We start from the raw sequence: 16,576 nt of genomic DNA, 5'->3' as shown, positions 1-16,576 counted from the left end.
ATTATGGTGTAGTTTCCCAAAAAGGAAACCTACTTTTCCAGTTCTTTTAAAAATTCGTTGACAATTTTAAAATCATCAAAATCTGATCTTTTACCGTTTATTTCCTGATAGGTCTCATGGCCTTTCCCGGCAATAAGAATAATATCATTTGGGCGGGCAAGCTGGCACGCTGTTTTTATAGCCTGCTTTCTGTTCACCACGCTCATGGTTTTTTTATAATTCTGAGGTTCAACTCCTGCCTCCACCTCTTGCAGGATGCTTTCAGGATCTTCAGTTCTTGGGTTATCACTGGTGAAGATCACACGGGTACTTAATGCAGAAGCAATATTTCCCATAAGAGGCCTTTTCGTTTTATCCCTGTCTCCTCCACAACCAACCACCGTGATCAACTCCTCATTTTTGGTTCGTATGGCATTGATGGTTTCCAATACATTTTGAAGCGCATCTGGAGTATGGGCATAATCGACAATGGCGGTAATTTTTTGTTTTGTAACCACATATTGAAACCTCCCGCTTACAGATTCCAGCTCACTAATGATCCTGAGATTTTCCCGGGCTTCCAGGCCAAGTAATTCTCCTACGGCATAAATTGCCAATAAATTATAGGCATTAAAAGTTCCTATTAGTTTGGACCAAACTTCATGGCCGTTAAGTTTAAGCAGTAATCCGCCAAATTGGTTTTCCAGGATCTGCGCAGTGTAATCTGCATACGATTTAAGGGCGTAGGTATATTTTCTGGCTTTGGTATTCTGAAGCATTACCAATCCATTCTTATCATCTACATTAACCAGTGCAAATGCAGATGGGGGCAACTTGTCAAAAAAGGATTTTTTTACATCCCGGTATTCAGCAAAAGTGTTATGGTAATCCAGATGGTCATGGGAAAGATTGGTAAAAACCCCACCTGCAAATTCTAGGGCCGCAGTGCGTTTTTGGGCTATCCCGTGCGAGCTAACTTCCATAAAACAAAATTCCACTCCCTCATCATTCATCATTTTCAAATGGGAATTGATCACCAAGGGATCCGGAGTTGTATGGGTTGCCGCAAATTCCTTATCTGCGATCATTACTTTCACGGTGGATAATAAACCAACTTTAAAACCCGCCTTTGTAAAAAGGTTATATAATAAAGTAGCGATAGTAGTTTTCCCGTTTGTACCGGTAACCCCAACTAACTTTAAATTTCCGGAAGAATTATCAAAAAAATGAGCAGCCATATAAGCAAGCGCCATTTGGGAGTCTTCCACCTGAACATAGGTAACGCCATTCACGATCTTTTCAGGAAGCTCCTCACATATAATGGCAATTGCTCCCTGGTTGGTTGCAGTTGAGATGAACTTATGCCCATCTGCAATGGTACCTCTTACAGCTACAAAAACATCATTGAATTCCACTTTACGGGAATCAAACTGAATTCCATTAACGGTAACTGCGGTACTTCCTACAACAGCCTCCATTGGCACTTTATATAATATGTCCTTTAAAACTTTCAACTTAAACTAAGGTCTACTTTCTGGTTAGTTTTTATTTTTTCTCCCGGAGCAATTGATTGGTTCTTTACGGTTCCATTCCCTTTGATCTGTACTTTTAACCCCATATTCTCCAGGAGGGACATAGCATCCATTACCGGCATTCCGGTAACATCGGGCATTAATTTCTTATCCTTTTGGGCGGTGGTATAAAATTTTTCAAAATCTTCCTTAATCAATCCATTCTCAACCTCAAGGGATTCCAGTTCATCTTCCACCGGGGTATCTGTATAGATCTTTTGTGCAATTCTTTTAAATACCGGCCCGCTAACATCTGCGCCATAGATCCCTATCTTGTTATTGGGTTTATGGATAATTACAATACTTGTGTATTTAGGGTCTTCCGCAGGAAAATACCCAACAAAAGAGGAAATGTACTGCCTGTTTGCAGCCCAGCCTTCTTTCCAGTATTCCGTTTGGGCGGTTCCTGTTTTCCCGGCCATTGAAAAATTAGGGGAGTAAAGACTTTTAGCAGTTCCCCTCACTACAACATTTTTAAGCATTTCCTTTACCTTGCTTATAGTTTCTTTGGAACAAATGGCAGGATTGAGCACCTGCATCTCATTACTCACTATCACTTTATCCCATTCTCTTATTTCCTTAATAAACCTCGGCTTTACCATTACCCCGTTATTGGCAATGGCATTATAAAAAGTAAGGGTTTGAAGCGGGGTGATTTGTACGCTTCCATAGCCATAGGCCATCCATGGTAAGGAAAGGCCGGACCAGGTGTTGTCACCTGGACTGGGGATGTAAGGTTTTCCTTCACCTTTGATTGAGATTCCCAGTTCCTTGTTCAGGTTCATCCGGTTAAGGCCGTCAATGAATTTTTGGGGTTTATCCTTGTAGTTATCATAGATAAGTTTAACTATCCCCACATTAGAAGATACTTCAAACGCACGGGCGGCAGATATCTCACCATACCCTCCTTTTTTGGAATCCCTCACGTGGTTACGGCGAATGGTCATTATTCCACCCTGGGTATCTACTATGGTACTGGTGTCAATTACTTTATCTTCAAGCGCCACTACCATTGCCATTAATTTGAACGTGGAACCCGGTTCATGAGTTTCTCCCACGGCATAATTCAGTTTTTCAAAGTAAGTTCCCTGTGCGGTACGACCTAAATTTGAGATTGCTTTAATTTCTCCCGTTTTGGTTTCCATAACTACCACGGTCCCGTGGTCTGCCTCATATTTTTCCAGCTGGGCCAAAAGAGCGTGATGAGCTATATCCTGAATGTTCACATCTATAGTAGAGATCACGTCATATCCATCCTTAGGCTCCACCTCATTATTATCGCTAATAGGTTTCCATTGTCCCTTGGCGATTTTCTGTTTCAGCCGGTGACCGTCTGTTCCTTCCAGAAACGGGCTAAAGGCTCCTTCCAGGCCTACCCTTGTTGAGTAACCCTGGTTGTCCCTTCTGTCATACCCCACGGTCCTGGCTGCCATAGCGCCCAGCGGATGCTCGCGAACCGTGCGTTGTTCCATGATCATACCCCCCTTATAAGTTCCCAGATTGAACATAGGAAAACTTTTCACTTTTAAATAATCTGAATAGCCCAGGTTGCGGGCTATAAGAAAATACCGGTGTTTATTTGCCCTTGCAGTGCGCAAAGCCTGTACCCAGTGCCCCTCACTTTTTCCAAACATTTTGGCCAGTTCCCGGGATAACCCAACCACGTTGTCCTCAAAATTTTTATCGGTAACGGTTACCGCATCAAAACGAATATCATATTTAGGAATAGAAGTGGCTAGTAGGTTTCCATTGGTATCATACAAATTCCCGCGGTTGGCAGGAATTGTGAAGTTGCGGTATGCGCGTTCTTCGGCGAGCTGGTTGTATTTTTCGCCGTCAACTATCTGAATATTGAGCAACTGTACTGCTACCGCTACGGCAAAAATGAACATAAGCCCGGCCACGAGATAAAGTCTGTTTAATATGTGTTTTTCAGTAGTTGCCACAGGGCTTTAATCTTTAATTTTAATGGTGATCTTTGACGGTGGCGTTTCTGAAGGTTTTACTCCCCGGGCTGCCATTTTTGCTGTTAAGGTGGATTCCATTTTAAGTTTCATGAGCGCAGATCTTACATCTACAAACTCGCTTCTCATTTCTCTCACTTCATTATTTAACTTTGCGATGGTATGCACTTTTCTCTCTGCACTATGAGAACTGGCAATCATCACGATGGCAAGCAGGGTGCAAAAAACAATAAAACGCCAGTTTTTCACCGCGTCGCTGCTTATAAGGAAATTGGCTTTTAAAATGTTATAAAATCCTTTTTTCATTCTTTACTGTCACTTTATCCTGAAACCGGCCCACAGGCCATTATAATTTTTTGGCGATCCTGAGCCTTGCGCTCCGGGCTCTTTTATTACCGGCGATCTCCTGCGCTGTAGGGATAACAAGGCCACCAACTTTCTTAAACGGTACCGAAATATTTCCGAAGAAATCCTTTTCTGGTTCGCCTTCAAACATTCCGCTGCGTATATATCTTTTTACCAATCTGTCTTCCAGAGAATGGTAGGAAATAAGGCTAAGCCTTCCTCCCTTTTTGATTAGATCTTCTGTTTGCAATAAAAATTCCCGCAGCACTTCAAGCTCATGGTTCACTTCAATCCTTATGGCCTGATAAATTTGGGCAAGGATCTTATGCTCTTTTTCCTTAAACAAGAAAGGACTTAAAACCTCCTTTAAGCGTTCACTGCTTTCAATAGGCGATTCTTTCCTTGCCTTAACAATTTCAGCAGCCAGTTTGGGAGCTATCCGCAAATCGGCATACTCATAAAAGAGCTTTTTTAGCTGCTCTTCTTCGTATTCATTTATGACCTCAAAAGCACTTAAACTGCCTTTTTTGCTCATTCTCATATCAAGGCGGGCATCAAAGCGGGTTGAAAATCCTCTTTCAGCAACATTGAATTGATGGGAGGACACTCCAAAATCTCCAAGAATTCCATCAACCTCCTTAATACCGTGAAAACGCAGAAACCTTTTTATGAACCTGAAATTTTCATTGATAAGCACAAACCGGGGATCGTCAATTTTATTTGCCAGGGCATCTTCATCCTGATCAAAAGCGAATAACTTCCCTTTTTCACCAAGCCGACTAAGAATTTCACGGGAATGCCCACCCCCACCAAAGGTCACATCTACATAAACCCCATCAGGCTGTATATTTAGCCCATCAACAGATTCTTTTAATAAAACGGGGTTATGATATTCCATCAAAATCTATATTTCCCATTACCTCTTCTGCCAGCGCACCAAAATCTCCGGCTGTTGCATTAAGAGTAGCTTCATATTTGTCTTTGTCCCAAATTTCAATTATTCCGGCAGCCGAGGCCAGCACGATCTCTTTGTCTATCTTGGCGAATGCCACTAGATCCTTTGGAATTAACAATCTTCCATTTGCATCTACCTCTACCGTCCTTACTCCCGCGGTAAATGTTCTTATAAAATCATTGTTCTTCTTTAAAAACGGATTCAGCGAATTTATTTTTGCCATCATTTTCTCCCAGCGCTCCATTGGATACAACTCCAAACAGGGCTGAAAGACGGCCCGTTTCAAAACAAAACCATCCTGCAACATAGGCGACAACTGCTTTTTCAATGGCGCAGGGACCATCAACCGGCCCTTGGCATCTACTTTACATTCGTATGTCCCTATAAGATTTACCACTTGTTTGTTTATAGTTTCAAATATATTGAAATTATTACCACATTTTACCACTTTTTACCACTTTGTTGATAAGTTTAACACCGTATAATGCTGAAAGACTTCTTAATAGCGCTACTTCATTAGGTTTCAAGGCCTTGCTTTACCGGGAAGGAATTGGATATTTTTTGTTTCTTTTTCCTTCAGTTTTTAACCCAAATGCTTTATAGAAATGAGGAGGGTATTTAGTAATTTTGTTTATACTTGTACTGAAATCGCTATATTTGCGATTGCTAACCGCAAAGGCCATCAATGAAAAATAATTTACAACAGGAAGGAAGGTTCTCCTATCTCGAAAAAGGTGAAGGAACTCCAATCGTTATTTTACATGGGCTTATGGGGGGACTAAGTAATTTTGATGGTGTTGTTGATTTTTTCCCGGATAAAGGATATAAGGTTTTGATCCCGGAATTACCCCTGTACAACATGTCCCTCTTACAAACCAGTGTACAAACTTTTGCAAAATTCATCAAAGATTTTATAGAATTCCGTGATCTTGGCAAAGTGATCCTGCTTGGAAATTCCCTTGGCGGGCATATAGCACTTCTCGCTACCAAAATGTATCCTGAATTAATTAAGGGGCTTGTTATCACAGGAAGCTCCGGTCTATATGAAAACGCTATGGGAGAGAGTTATCCCCGTAGAGGTGATTATGAATTCATCAAGAAAAAGGCACAGAATGTTTTTTATGATCCTGCAGTAGCCACAAAGGAAATAGTAGACGAAGTTTATGTTACCGTAAGTGACAGGAATAAATTGATTAAAACCCTTGCCATTGCAAAAAGCGCCATACGACATAATATGGCCAAGGACCTTCCAAATATGGAAACTCCCACCTGCATTATTTGGGGAAAAGATGACAATGTAACCCCTCCTGAAGTTGCTGAAGATTTCAACCGCCTGTTACCAGATTCTGATCTTTACTGGATAGACAAATGTGGACATGCAGCAATGATGGAGCATCCGGATCAATTCAACGATCTATTGTACGACTGGCTTCAAAAAAGAAACCTATAAGTTTTTTCCAATGAAAATTAAGAGTGCTGAATTTGTGATAAGCAACAGCGATGTAAGCAGATGTCCGGACAGTCCTCTTCCCGAATATGCATTTATAGGCCGAAGTAATGTTGGGAAATCCTCCCTCATAAATATGATCACCGGTCGTAAAAGCCTTGCTAAAACTTCCGGCCGTCCCGGAAAGACCCAATTGATCAATCATTTCCTTATCAACGGCAGCTGGCATCTGGTAGATCTCCCGGGTTATGGTTATGCAAGGGTATCAAAAAGCGTTAAAAAGACATTTCAGAAATTCATCACCGCATATTTCGAGCAACGCAGGCAAATGCTTTGCGCATTTGTATTAATAGACAGCCGGCATGATGCCCAGCCAATAGATCTTGAATTTATGCAATACCTGGGAGAAAACGGCATACCTTTTTGCATAATCTTCACGAAAGCAGATAAGCTGAAACCTAAAGCTTTGGAGCGGAACGTGGAGACTTATAAAACACAGATGCTGGAGAATTGGGAGGAGATGCCGCGCTATTTCATTACCTCATCGCAAAGTGCCCTGGGAAAAGAAGAAGTGCTTCATTATATTGAATCATTAAATGAGCAGTTCAAAGGAGAAGGAAAATAAGATCGTTTCTCTCCTGTAATCACCTAAGCCCAAATAACATTATAACGAGAAGAAGTGGGTAGAACCATTTTTACTTATATGTTGTTCCTGCGGGAGTTGAACAACTCCAACCTCCAATTCATTTTTAACTTCCTTCACTTATAAGCAACAAAAAAACTGTTGAAAACCCAAGTTTCCAACAGTTCCTGTTAAATTGAATATTACTTTAAATTAAAGCGCAGCTACGTGTTTAGCTAACTTTGATTTTAAGTTTGATGCTTTATTATCGTGGATAATGTTATTCTTAGCCAACTTGTCTATCATTGAAACAACAGATGGGTATAAAGTCTCAGCTTCCTTCTTATCGGCATCACGCAATTTCTTAATAGCGTTTCTGGTAGTTTTATGCTGGTAGCGATTTCTAAGACGCTTGGTCTCATTGCTACGAATTCTCTTTAACGATGACTTATGATTTGCCATTACAAATACTATTTAATTAATTTTTTAACTGTAGTCCGTAGGGGAATCGAACCCCTGTTACCAGGATGAAAACCTGGCGTCCTAACCCCTAGACGAACGGACCATTATTATTTCAAATTGAGCCTGCCCTGAGGCAGCTCTTTCTGCTTTTACACAGAACCTTGCAACTTAGTTGCCTTTCGTAGTCCGTAGGGGAATCGAACCCCTGTTACCAGGATGAAAACCTGGCGTCCTAACCCCTAGACGAACGGACCATTTTTTGTTTTAATGCGGATGCAAAAATACAACTATTTTTTAATGCCGCAAATGTATGGCAAAAAAAATTAAACAAATTTCAACTTTAATATTTCAGCAGGTTTTCCTTATCGACAATTGCAGGAAAAGGCTGCACCAATTATGAAAAAAGCAGGATCCCGCCGGCATCCCGCTTTAGATATTTAATCAAAAAAACTCTTTCCCGGGCTTTATTCTTGAAATCTAAAAACCGCAAAAACAATTTTTAATAGGCTTTCGCAAAAAGCACCCGTTGTGGAGATGCATTTCCTGAGTAGACACAATTCCCTGCTTCCTTTTTTCCTTCTATAGGAATAAGCCTAATTGTAGCTTTGGTCTTTTCCTTGATCTTCAATTCGGTTTCGGAGGTGCCATCCCAATGAGCAGATATAAATCCGCCCTTTGTATTTAAAACCTCTTTAAACTCTTCAAAGCTGTTCACTTCTGTAATATGTTCATCCCGATACTTAAGAGCCCTGTTGTAAAGGTTCTCCTGGATCTCTGTCATAAGCCCCTTGACCTTTTCAACAATTTCTCCCTGTGGTACTATCTCCTTGCTTAGGGTATCCCTTCTTGCAAGTTCTACAGAGCCTTTTTCAAGATCTTTTGGGCCAATAGCTATACGCACAGGTACTCCCTGTAATTCATATTGCGCAAATTTCCAACCCGGTTTTTGAGTGTCACGGTCATCATATTTAACCGATACCCCAACATTTCTAAGCTTATTTACAAGGTCATTGGCCACTTCAGAAATTTGAGCAAGTTGCTCCTCCCCTTTATATATTGGAACTATTACTACCTGAATTGGAGCCAGATTTGGCGGTAATACAAGTCCCTGATCATCACTGTGCGTCATGATCAAGGCGCCCACCAATCGTGTGGAAACACCCCAGGAAGTTGCCCAGACATGCTCCAGATTCCCTTCTTTTGAAGCAAATTTTACATCAAAAGCTTTGGCGAAATTTTGCCCCAGAAAGTGAGATGTTCCTGCCTGCAGGGCTTTTCCATCCTGCATAAGGGCCTCTATACAATATGTTTCAACCGCACCCGCGAACCTTTCATTCTCAGATTTTGTTCCTTTAATAACGGGGATGCCCATGAAATTTTCAACAAATTGGGCATAAATATTATTCATTTGCTCGGCCTCAGCTATAGCTTCGGTTTTACTGGCGTGGGCGGTATGCCCTTCCTGCCATAAAAATTCTGCAGTCCTTAAAAAAAGACGGGTTCTCATTTCCCAGCGCACCACATTGGCCCATTGGTTAATTAAAATAGGAAGGTCCCGATAAGATTGAATCCAGCCTTTATAGGTATTCCATATAATTGCTTCAGATGTTGGCCGTACTATTAATTCCTCTTCCAGTTTAGCTTCCGGGTCTACTATAAGTTTTGAAGGATTTTCAGGATCTGTTTTTAGCCTGTAGTGTGTTACAACCGCACATTCCTTTGCAAAACCTTCTGCGTTTTTTTCTTCCGCTTCAAAAAGGCTTTTAGGAACAAATAATGGAAAATAGGCATTCTCATGGCCGGTTTCCTTAAACATCCGGTCCAACTCGGCCTGCATTTTTTCCCATATCGCATAGCCGTATGGCTTGATGACCATACAACCTCTAACTGCAGAATTCTCGGCTAAATTGGCGCTCACTACCAATTCATTATACCATTTTGAATAATCTTCTTTGCGTGTCGTTAATTTCTTACCCATCTGTCTTTTTGGCACAAAACTTGCGTCTTTGTTATATGTTGTGTCTATGTTAAAGGTACAACTAGTTAGCGCAAAACTAACTAATTTTGTAATGTTCAACAATTAAATACACAGCTAATGAGACTTTTTACTATTACGTCTAAAAACCTCCTTTTTATCTTAGCTCCTGTATCTTTGTTTTTGTTGGCATCTTGTGGCTCTTATCAATATTCCGGTTATGAAGATGGAATTTACGGAGAGGCAAATCGTGGATACGAGCGCCAAAATCAAAATGCAACCCAAGAAAGCAACAGTGGTTATTATCAAAATTTATTTGCAGAAGAAGCAGCTCTTTATGGAGAGGTTCTTTCTGAAAGCACCATATTTACTGATGTTGATTCCTATTCCAGCACAGGAAATTACCAACCCGGTGACAATCAAACCAATTATATAGGCGGGCAGGCTCCCTGGGGCAATGACCCGGATTCTTATGCCATCAACATATATAACAATGGCCTTTATGGCGGATTTTACAATCCCTATTGGGGCGGTGGGTTATATGCCTTTGATCCTTTTTGGGGACCCGGATTTTTTGGCCCATCCTGGCATTATCCTGGATTTTATGGTCCCGGTTTCTATGGCCCATACTGGAGAGGCGGTTGGGGTATTGGATTTGGTTTTGGCCATCACTATGGTTACGGAATGGGATTTGGCGGATTTTACGGAAACCCTTTCTGGTATAATCCCTACACCCATTATACTTACAGATATAATAATTTCAGGCAAAACGTTGCCTATAACACCGGAAGAAGAGACGCTGCATCATCTTATATGAACAGCCGGAATAATTCCGCTGTAAGAAATGCAAGTGTTCTTGACTCCAGAAACCGAACTTCCAGCTACTCACGTAGTATTAGAAACCTTAGAAGTTCCAATGATAATTACGGGCTTACCAGAAGATCTGTTGACAGAACCTATGACCCAAGAAGAAATTCAGATTATAATACAAACCGTTCCATTCAAACCAGGAGAAGCTCAAATGACACTTATTCAAGGTCTCAAATGCCAAGCAGGAATTCAGGTACTGTAAGAAGTTCCACCCCCACCCGTAGTTCGGGTACGGTACGTAGCTCTTCAGGAGGTACCACGAGGTCCTCTTCGGGTTCAGGAACCTCTAACAGAGGTAGAGGAAATTAAAAATCTATATTGAATTATCTATGAAAAAGCTATTTATAACAGTCATAGCCGGGTTGGCTATGACTTTTTCTCAGGCACAGGATATAACAGATGCGGTAAGATACTCCAGTGAAAATTTGAGTGGTACTGCCCGATTTAGAGCGATGGGCGGTGCTTTTGGTGCCCTGGGGGTGACCTCTCGGCCATTAGCATCAACCCGGCGGGATCGGCAATATTTAATACCAGTTATGCTACCGTATCGCTCAATTATAACCAAAGAAAGAATGAGACCGGATATTTTAATGGGCTCACTTCCAATAAAAATTCTGATGTAAATCTTGATCAGGCCGGGGCAGTACTACTTTTTAACAGTACCAATCCTGAAAATAAATGGGCAAAGTTTACGTTTGGAGTGAACTACAGTCAAACCAATAGTTTTAATGATACCTGGGAAGCCCGGGGCATAAGCTCTAATTCAATAGACCAGTATTTCCTGGGATATGCAGATGGCATTCCTTTGGAACTACTTGAAACTATTGAAAATGAAACAATTGCTGATCTTTACACTTTCCTGGGTGAAAATGAAGGATTTGGGGCTCAACAGGCATTTTTGGGTTATCAGGGATATATTATAAACCCTGTTTCAAATACACTTGATAATACTACATATACATCTGCTATTGCACCGGGAAGCTTTAATCAACAATATGCCTATGCCGCCACCGGATTGAATGGAAAAGTAGCCTTTAATTTCGCTTCAGAGTTTAATAACTTTATATCTTTTGGAGCCAATTTAAACGCTCACTTTTTAAATTATGACCGCTCCACCCTGTTAATTGAAGCCAATTCCAATTCCGGAAGCCAAACCAATGAGGTAATATTTACAAATAATTTAAGTACAACAGGAAATGGTTTCTCTTTTCAGGCAGGAAGTATTGCCAGGTTAAGTGAAAATTTCAGGTTGGGGCTTTCTTATGAAACTCCGGTATGGTTTACTATTAACGAAAGAACCTCCCAAAGACTTGAATCCTTTAGTTCGGCCGCCAATGAACGAGACGTGGTGAATCCAAATGTTGTAAACATTTACCCCGATTATAAATTAAAGACTCCCGGAAAACTTACGGGAAGCCTTGCTGTTCTTTTTGGCACCCAGGGCTTGCTGAGTTTTGATTATTCTTACAGAGATCATTCAAACACCGAGTTTAGACCAACCGGGGATCCTGAATTCATGTTTCAGAATAAACTGATGGCCGATAATTTAAAAGCTGCTTCCACCTATAGAATAGGAGGAGAATACAGAATAGAGAACTGGAGTTTACGCGGGGGGTATCGTTTTGAAGAGAGCCCCTACAAAAATGAAAATACCATTGGAGATCTCACCGGGTATTCTGCCGGATTGGGGTATAATTTTGGTAACATAAGACTGGATGTTGCTTATGATAATGCTACAAGAACAGATAATCCTCAACTCTACCAGGTAGGACTGACAAATACCGCAGGAATTGATCGCGATTTTTCAAGTGTGATCCTTTCCCTGAGTTTTGGAATTTAGAGCATTGATTTAAAGAAATTTTGCCGGACTTTCTTGTCCCCCTTACCATTCAACGTATGTTGGAGGGTAAACAAAGAAAGTCCGGCTTTATCGTTTTAGCGTAAAATGTCCTTTAAACTGTTGCATACTTTCCACTGAAGAATCTGTGTAATCAACTACAAACCAATAATCATCTGCAGGCATTGGCCTGCTGTTAAAAGTGCCATCCCATCCCGAAATTCCGGGATTTATTTGTTTTATCAATTTCCCGTAACGGTCGTAGATAATAACTTTTGTTACTGAGATACCTCCCCCATCTATTATATTCCAGGTATCGTTATAACCATCATTATTTGGAGTGAAAAACCTGGGATATCCTATTAATCTGAAAGGGACTGAAGTCGCGCTACCACAGCCGTTTATTTCCCTTGCGGTTATCCTGTGAGTGCCCCCGGGAACTCCTGTAAAAGTATTATCAGACTGCCACGGGCCATCATTGAGACGGTATTCATAAACTCCGGGATTTCCAATAGCGCCAACTGCAGTGGCAATTATCCTATACCCCCCTCTTCAAAATCATTTCCTGAAATTTCAACATTTACGGCCCTAGGCGGAGAAAAGACCATAATTTCTGTAGTAAATGTGGTCCCACAACCTGTTTCTTCATTAGTAACTGTTAAAGATATAATCCTTTGAGAGGGAAACTGGTTTAGATTAAGAACGGGGTTTTGAATTCCATCTCCATCGGGATCATTAGGTTCGCTCCAATCATAGGTGTAACTGGGGCCCAGATCACGGCCCAAAGAAATTCCGGAAACTAAATTTGCGTTTAAATCTATACACACCGGTGAGATTTCATTCCAGTCCAGGGCGGGAAGTTCTGCTGTTTCAAGGGGTACGGTAACAAGATTGGATTCACATTCACTTAAGTTGTCAATAAGTATTGCTAACACAGATTGAACATCTCCTGAAAAATTTTCCGGATCCTGGATTGGGGTGGCGTTTTGATATGCAGCTTCATTTAGAAAGAAATTTACAGTGAAGGTTCCGCCCTGCGAGCCAATTATCCCGGCATTAGCCCGGGTAAGATCAAAGACCACTTCCCCATTTCCTGTACAACCAATTACAGCTGGGGGAGAATTTGCCTGCGGAATTTCAAAAAATTCAATTAATACCTCATCGCTTTCCTCACTACCGAAAAAGTCACTTTTTACGGTAACCTGATAATTCCCGGTTTCACTTACGGTGAGGGTAGGACCTGTTTCCCCCGGGAGGATCTCAAAATTTCCGGTAGTCTCATTGAAAACCGCCCAGGAATAATCTGATGCCTGGGGGTTGGTGGCATCAAGTACCACGGGATCACTCCCGCAAACTTTTTGGTCCGGTCCCAGGGCACTACCCACAATAGAACAATCTGTTGAGCCGCCGCTTCCGGCATTAACCTGTTGCAAGCTTATATAACCCGGACTTTCGTCATAATTCGTAATAAGCACAATATAAATATCATCTACCCGCGCATTGGGAATACTCATCCTTTCTATAGCATCAACTTCATAACTGCAGTCAATGATCTTCGCGGCACTTAAGGAAGCCGCGCTGCAATACTCATCATCTGCATCAAATGGCCCCCACACTATAAAATCAACATCAATAAGAGTACCTGAGCCATCGGGATTTTCACTCTGGATGATATCAAAAATTAGGGATCCTGCTTCACCTACTTTTAAAAAATACCATGCTGGATAAGGTTGTGTCACCAGGCATCCATAGGACGGGCCAGCTTCGGCAACAGGCCTGCCGCCGCTTTGCGGATTGGAATTTGGAAATACCAACTGTGAATCTCCCGCACAAAATGGCTGTATAGTAGAACACCTGTCCCCTTGCGAGAAAGACTTGTTAACACCCAGTAACACAAAGGCGAATACAATTAACAGGCTATACAGAAATTTCATATTAAAAATGAGCTTCATGCAAATTAAGCAATTTACTGTAACATTGAAACAGGCTCCCGTAATCTTTGCCCATAAGTAGCTGAAAATACTTATCTTTGCAAGCGATTTAAACATATTACGACTACTATACAAAAAGTGCTATGAAGATAGACCATTTAGAAAATGAAATAGAAGAGATGGGTGATGCCCACGCATTTAGCAGCGCCGAAAACCCCATGAGAGAAGATGCTTTTAATTTAAGTGATACAGATAAAATTGCCCTTATAACTGAGGACGTTAAACACATTCTTGAAACATTGGGAATGGATCTTAATGATGATAGTTTGAAAGGCACTCCCCTGCGGGTTGCAAAGATGTTTGTAAAAGAGATATTTTCAGGTCTTGACCCACAACGTAAGCCCAAAGCTTCAACTTTTGAGAATAAATATAAATATGGGGAAATGCTGGTAGAGAAAAACATTACAGTTTATTCTACCTGTGAGCACCATTTACTTCCAATTGTGGGAAAAGCGCATGTAGCTTATATTTCTAAAGGCAGAGTAATAGGGTTGTCAAAAATGAACCGTCTGGTAGACCATTACGCAAAACGGCCCCAGGTGCAGGAAAGAATGACCATGCAAATTGTTCAGGAATTACAGCAGGCGCTGGGAACTCCAGATGTTGCCTGTGTTATAGACGCCAAACACCTTTGTGTGAACAGCCGTGGAATTAGGGATATTGACAGCAGCACCGTTACAAGTGAATTTGGCGGAGCATTTAAAGATCCCGGTATAAAAAGAGAATTTTTAGATTACATTAAACTGGATACAGCTTTTTAATATTCCCTGGCGTAACTTTCCTGAAAGATCATTTTTATGGCATTATATAAAGAACAAAGCTTAAAGATATACAATTCTATTAATGGAGAAAAAGAGATCTTCACTCCGCTTACTGAGGGTAATATTGGAATGTATGTTTGTGGTCCCACCGTTTACAGCAATGTTCATTTAGGTAATTGCCGCACCTTTATTTCCTTTGATCTTGTTTTTAGATATTTAAAGCATTTGGGATACAAGGTTCGCTATGTGCGAAATATTACAGATGCAGGACATCTCGAGAACGATGCCGAAACGGGAGAAGACAGGATTGCCAAAAAAGCGCGTATAGAACAAATAGAACCTATGGAGGTAGTGCAACGCTACACCGTAGATTTTCATAATATCCTTCAAAAATTCAATAATCTTCCCCCTAGCATAGAACCTACAGCCACGGGCCATATTGTTGAGCAAATTGAAACTATTAAAACCATTATTGAAAAAGGTTTTGCCTACGAGGTGAATGGATCTGTATATTTTGATGTGATCAAATTCAATAAAGATCACCAGTATGGAAAATTAAGCGGAAGGGCTCTTGAAGATATGGTTGCCAATACGCGTGAACTCAATGCCCAAAGTGATAAGAGAAATCCGCAGGATTTTGCGCTCTGGAAAAAAGCAGAACCTCAGCACATTATGAGATGGCCTTCGCCCTGGAGTGATGGCTTCCCGGGATGGCATCTGGAATGCACCGTAATGAGCACCAAATACCTGGGTGAGGAATTTGATATTCATGGCGGCGGAATGGATCTTAAATTCCCGCATCATGAGTGTGAAATTGCACAGGGAGAAGCAGCCACCGGCAAAACTCCTGTTAATTACTGGATGCATGCCAACATGTTGACCCTTAATGGCCAGAAGATGGCAAAGAGTACCGGCAACAACATCCTGCCTACTGAAATTTTCACGGGGGACAATCAACATCTAAGCAAGGCCTACAGCCCATCGGCAGCAAGATTTTTTATGCTTCAGGCGCATTACCGAAGTATTCTTGATTTCTCTGATGAGGCACTAAAAGCAAGTGAAAAGGGATTCAACCGGTTAATGGATGCCTTCAGGAATATTGATAACTTAGCGGTATCTGAAAGTTCAACTCTGGAACTGGAATCCTGGAGACAACGTTGTTATGATGCTATGAATGATGATTTCAACAGTCCAATCCTTATCGCTACACTTTTTGATGCTGTGAAATTCGTTAATGGCATTAAAGAAGGAGAAGAAAAAATTACCTCAGAGGATAAAAGCTTACTTAAGGATACCATGCAGGCATTTTTATTTGATGTATTGGGTTTACAGGACACCGTTATAGTAAATGAGGACAGTCGCGAAAAACTATCAGGAGCTGTGGAACTTCTTATTAACCTAAGGGCCCAGGCCCGTAGTAATAAGGATTTTTCTACCAGCGATCAAATAAGGGACCAGTTGGCTTCTTTGGGAATTCAGTTAAAGGACGGGAAAGAAGGAACTACATTCTCCCTGGATTAATTAAAATTTATAGCCAGTTACTATGTTGAAAAGATGGCTTGCAATCCCTTTTATTTTGCTGGTGAAATTCTATCAAAAGGCGATTTCCCCGCTTACTCCCGCAACCTGCCGGTATACCCCAACCTGTTCTCAATACACCAAAGAGGCCCTGGAAAAGCATGGGTTTTTTAAGGGGAGTTGGCTTGGAATAAAGCGAATAGCGAGCTGTAATCCCTGGGGAGGAAAAGGGTATGACCCTGTCCCGTAGACAGATTATTATAAAATTCCCTGAAATCT

17 protein-coding genes and 2 tRNA genes are annotated in these 16,576 nt (G+C 41.2%); 8 read left to right on the top strand and 11 right to left on the bottom strand.

From position 1 onward, the window contains the following. Window positions 1-29 precede the first annotated feature (29 nt). The 5 genes from FK178_RS14955 to mraZ are packed head-to-tail and all read right to left on the bottom strand — an operon-like array spanning window position 30 to window position 5,211. Window positions 30-1,493: a UDP-N-acetylmuramoyl-L-alanyl-D-glutamate--2,6-diaminopimelate ligase gene (locus FK178_RS14955; protein ID WP_146837077.1), complete on the bottom strand. Its 1,464-nt coding sequence runs from the start codon at window positions 1,491-1,493 to the stop codon at window positions 30-32. Further along, window positions 1,490-3,496, bottom strand: coding sequence for a penicillin-binding protein (locus FK178_RS14950; RefSeq protein WP_146837074.1), 2,007 nt, complete (start codon window positions 3,494-3,496; stop codon window positions 1,490-1,492). The genes FK178_RS14955 and FK178_RS14950 overlap by 4 nt, the downstream gene beginning before the upstream one ends. A 6-nt stretch (window positions 3,497-3,502) precedes the next feature. Then, window positions 3,503-3,820, bottom strand: coding sequence for an FtsL-like putative cell division protein (locus tag FK178_RS14945; RefSeq protein ID WP_146837071.1), 318 nt, complete (start codon window positions 3,818-3,820; stop codon window positions 3,503-3,505). A 40-nt stretch (window positions 3,821-3,860) separates the two neighbouring features. Then, window positions 3,861-4,757, bottom strand: coding sequence for a 16S rRNA (cytosine(1402)-N(4))-methyltransferase RsmH (gene rsmH / locus FK178_RS14940; protein ID WP_146837068.1), 897 nt, complete (start codon window positions 4,755-4,757; stop codon window positions 3,861-3,863). Beyond that, window positions 4,744-5,211 (bottom strand): division/cell wall cluster transcriptional repressor MraZ, encoded by a 468-nt coding sequence (gene mraZ / locus FK178_RS14935; protein ID WP_146837065.1) that lies wholly within the window; start codon window positions 5,209-5,211, stop codon window positions 4,744-4,746. The genes rsmH and mraZ overlap by 14 nt, the downstream gene beginning before the upstream one ends. 288 nt (window positions 5,212-5,499) lie before the next feature. Between mraZ and FK178_RS14930 the strand changes: the two genes are divergently transcribed. Next, on the top strand, window positions 5,500-6,264 hold the full coding sequence (locus FK178_RS14930) for an alpha/beta fold hydrolase (protein ID WP_146837062.1): 765 nt from the start codon (window positions 5,500-5,502) through the stop codon (window positions 6,262-6,264). Between the two features lie 10 nt (window positions 6,265-6,274). Continuing rightward, window positions 6,275-6,886, top strand: coding sequence for a ribosome biogenesis GTP-binding protein YihA/YsxC (gene yihA / locus FK178_RS14925; RefSeq protein WP_146837059.1), 612 nt, complete (start codon window positions 6,275-6,277; stop codon window positions 6,884-6,886). A gap of 210 nt (window positions 6,887-7,096) precedes the next feature. Here yihA and rpsT read toward each other — a convergent pair whose 3' ends face one another. The 4 genes from rpsT to proS form a co-directional block, all read right to left on the bottom strand. Beyond that, window positions 7,097-7,345: a 30S ribosomal protein S20 gene (gene rpsT, locus FK178_RS14920; RefSeq protein WP_146837056.1), complete on the bottom strand. Its 249-nt coding sequence runs from the start codon at window positions 7,343-7,345 to the stop codon at window positions 7,097-7,099. 31 nt (window positions 7,346-7,376) lie between these two features. Next, window positions 7,377-7,448: transfer RNA gene (locus FK178_RS14915), tRNA-Glu, on the bottom strand. Between the two features lie 79 nt (window positions 7,449-7,527). Continuing rightward, window positions 7,528-7,599 (bottom strand) — tRNA-Glu (locus FK178_RS14910). A gap of 245 nt (window positions 7,600-7,844) precedes the next feature. Beyond that, window positions 7,845-9,323: a proline--tRNA ligase gene (proS, locus tag FK178_RS14905; protein ID WP_146837053.1), complete on the bottom strand. Its 1,479-nt coding sequence runs from the start codon at window positions 9,321-9,323 to the stop codon at window positions 7,845-7,847. A 117-nt stretch (window positions 9,324-9,440) separates the two neighbouring features. On the opposite strand from proS, the gene FK178_RS14900 reads away from it, so the two are divergent. The 3 genes from FK178_RS14900 (at window position 9,441) to FK178_RS14895 (ending at window position 12,030) form a co-directional block, all read left to right on the top strand. Next, the gene (locus FK178_RS14900) at window positions 9,441-10,499 is read left to right on the top strand and encodes a hypothetical protein (protein WP_146837050.1); all 1,059 of its coding nucleotides are present in this window, start codon (window positions 9,441-9,443) and stop codon (window positions 10,497-10,499) included. Between the two features lie 20 nt (window positions 10,500-10,519). Beyond that, a complete protein-coding gene (locus tag FK178_RS15695) occupies window positions 10,520-10,813 on the top strand; it encodes a hypothetical protein (protein WP_240793853.1) in 294 nt (97 codons plus the stop codon). Between the two features lie 77 nt (window positions 10,814-10,890). After that, window positions 10,891-12,030 (top strand): OmpP1/FadL family transporter, encoded by a 1,140-nt coding sequence (locus FK178_RS14895; RefSeq protein WP_240793852.1) that lies wholly within the window; start codon window positions 10,891-10,893, stop codon window positions 12,028-12,030. 87 nt (window positions 12,031-12,117) lie between these two features. On the opposite strand, the gene FK178_RS15690 is transcribed toward FK178_RS14895, so the two are convergent. Then, window positions 12,118-12,390 carry a T9SS type B sorting domain-containing protein gene (locus tag FK178_RS15690; protein WP_262711713.1) on the bottom strand — a complete coding sequence of 91 codons (273 nt, stop codon included), beginning with the start codon at window positions 12,388-12,390 and terminating at the stop codon, window positions 12,118-12,120. Between the two features lie 170 nt (window positions 12,391-12,560). Next, window positions 12,561-13,961: a hypothetical protein gene (locus FK178_RS14885; RefSeq protein WP_205677191.1), complete on the bottom strand. Its 1,401-nt coding sequence runs from the start codon at window positions 13,959-13,961 to the stop codon at window positions 12,561-12,563. Between the two features lie 140 nt (window positions 13,962-14,101). On the opposite strand from FK178_RS14885, the gene folE reads away from it, so the two are divergent. Genes folE through yidD form a run of 3 tightly spaced genes read left to right on the top strand, consistent with a single transcriptional unit; the run spans window position 14,102 to window position 16,547 of the window. Next, on the top strand, window positions 14,102-14,779 hold the full coding sequence (gene folE / locus FK178_RS14880; RefSeq protein ID WP_146837042.1) for a GTP cyclohydrolase I FolE: 678 nt from the start codon (window positions 14,102-14,104) through the stop codon (window positions 14,777-14,779). 36 nt (window positions 14,780-14,815) lie between these two features. After that, window positions 14,816-16,300, top strand: coding sequence for a cysteine--tRNA ligase (gene cysS, locus FK178_RS14875; protein WP_146837039.1), 1,485 nt, complete (start codon window positions 14,816-14,818; stop codon window positions 16,298-16,300). 22 nt (window positions 16,301-16,322) lie between these two features. Further along, window positions 16,323-16,547 (top strand): membrane protein insertion efficiency factor YidD, encoded by a 225-nt coding sequence (yidD, locus tag FK178_RS14870; RefSeq protein WP_146837036.1) that lies wholly within the window; start codon window positions 16,323-16,325, stop codon window positions 16,545-16,547. The last annotated feature ends 29 nt before the right edge of the window (window positions 16,548-16,576 follow it).

It is taken from the genome of Antarcticibacterium arcticum, assembly GCF_007993795.1.
GTDB classification, from domain to species: Bacteria; Bacteroidota; Bacteroidia; order Flavobacteriales; family Flavobacteriaceae; genus Gillisia; species Gillisia arctica.
Note: the sequence above shows the minus strand (reverse complement) of the source record. Positions and strands in the feature narration are given on the sequence as shown.

Excerpts from the sequence above, each read along its gene's own strand:
- FK178_RS14945 (WP_146837071.1), bottom strand. The coding sequence starts at position 3,820 with ATGAAAAAAGGATTTTATAACATTTTAAAAGCCAATTTCCTTATAAGC.
- FK178_RS15695 (WP_240793853.1), top strand. The coding sequence starts at position 10,520 with ATGAAAAAGCTATTTATAACAGTCATAGCCGGGTTGGCTATGACTTTT.
- FK178_RS14885 (WP_205677191.1), bottom strand. The coding sequence starts at position 13,961 with ATGAAATTTCTGTATAGCCTGTTAATTGTATTCGCCTTTGTGTTACTG.
- rpsT (WP_146837056.1), bottom strand. The coding sequence starts at position 7,345 with ATGGCAAATCATAAGTCATCGTTAAAGAGAATTCGTAGCAATGAGACC.
- cysS (WP_146837039.1), top strand. The coding sequence starts at position 14,816 with ATGGCATTATATAAAGAACAAAGCTTAAAGATATACAATTCTATTAAT.
- proS (WP_146837053.1), bottom strand. The coding sequence starts at position 9,323 with ATGGGTAAGAAATTAACGACACGCAAAGAAGATTATTCAAAATGGTAT.
- yidD (WP_146837036.1), top strand. The coding sequence starts at position 16,323 with ATGTTGAAAAGATGGCTTGCAATCCCTTTTATTTTGCTGGTGAAATTC.
- FK178_RS14930 (WP_146837062.1), top strand. The coding sequence starts at position 5,500 with ATGAAAAATAATTTACAACAGGAAGGAAGGTTCTCCTATCTCGAAAAA.
- folE (WP_146837042.1), top strand. The coding sequence starts at position 14,102 with ATGAAGATAGACCATTTAGAAAATGAAATAGAAGAGATGGGTGATGCC.
- rsmH (WP_146837068.1), bottom strand. The coding sequence starts at position 4,757 with ATGGAATATCATAACCCCGTTTTATTAAAAGAATCTGTTGATGGGCTA.
- FK178_RS14900 (WP_146837050.1), top strand. The coding sequence starts at position 9,441 with ATGAGACTTTTTACTATTACGTCTAAAAACCTCCTTTTTATCTTAGCT.
- yihA (WP_146837059.1), top strand. The coding sequence starts at position 6,275 with ATGAAAATTAAGAGTGCTGAATTTGTGATAAGCAACAGCGATGTAAGC.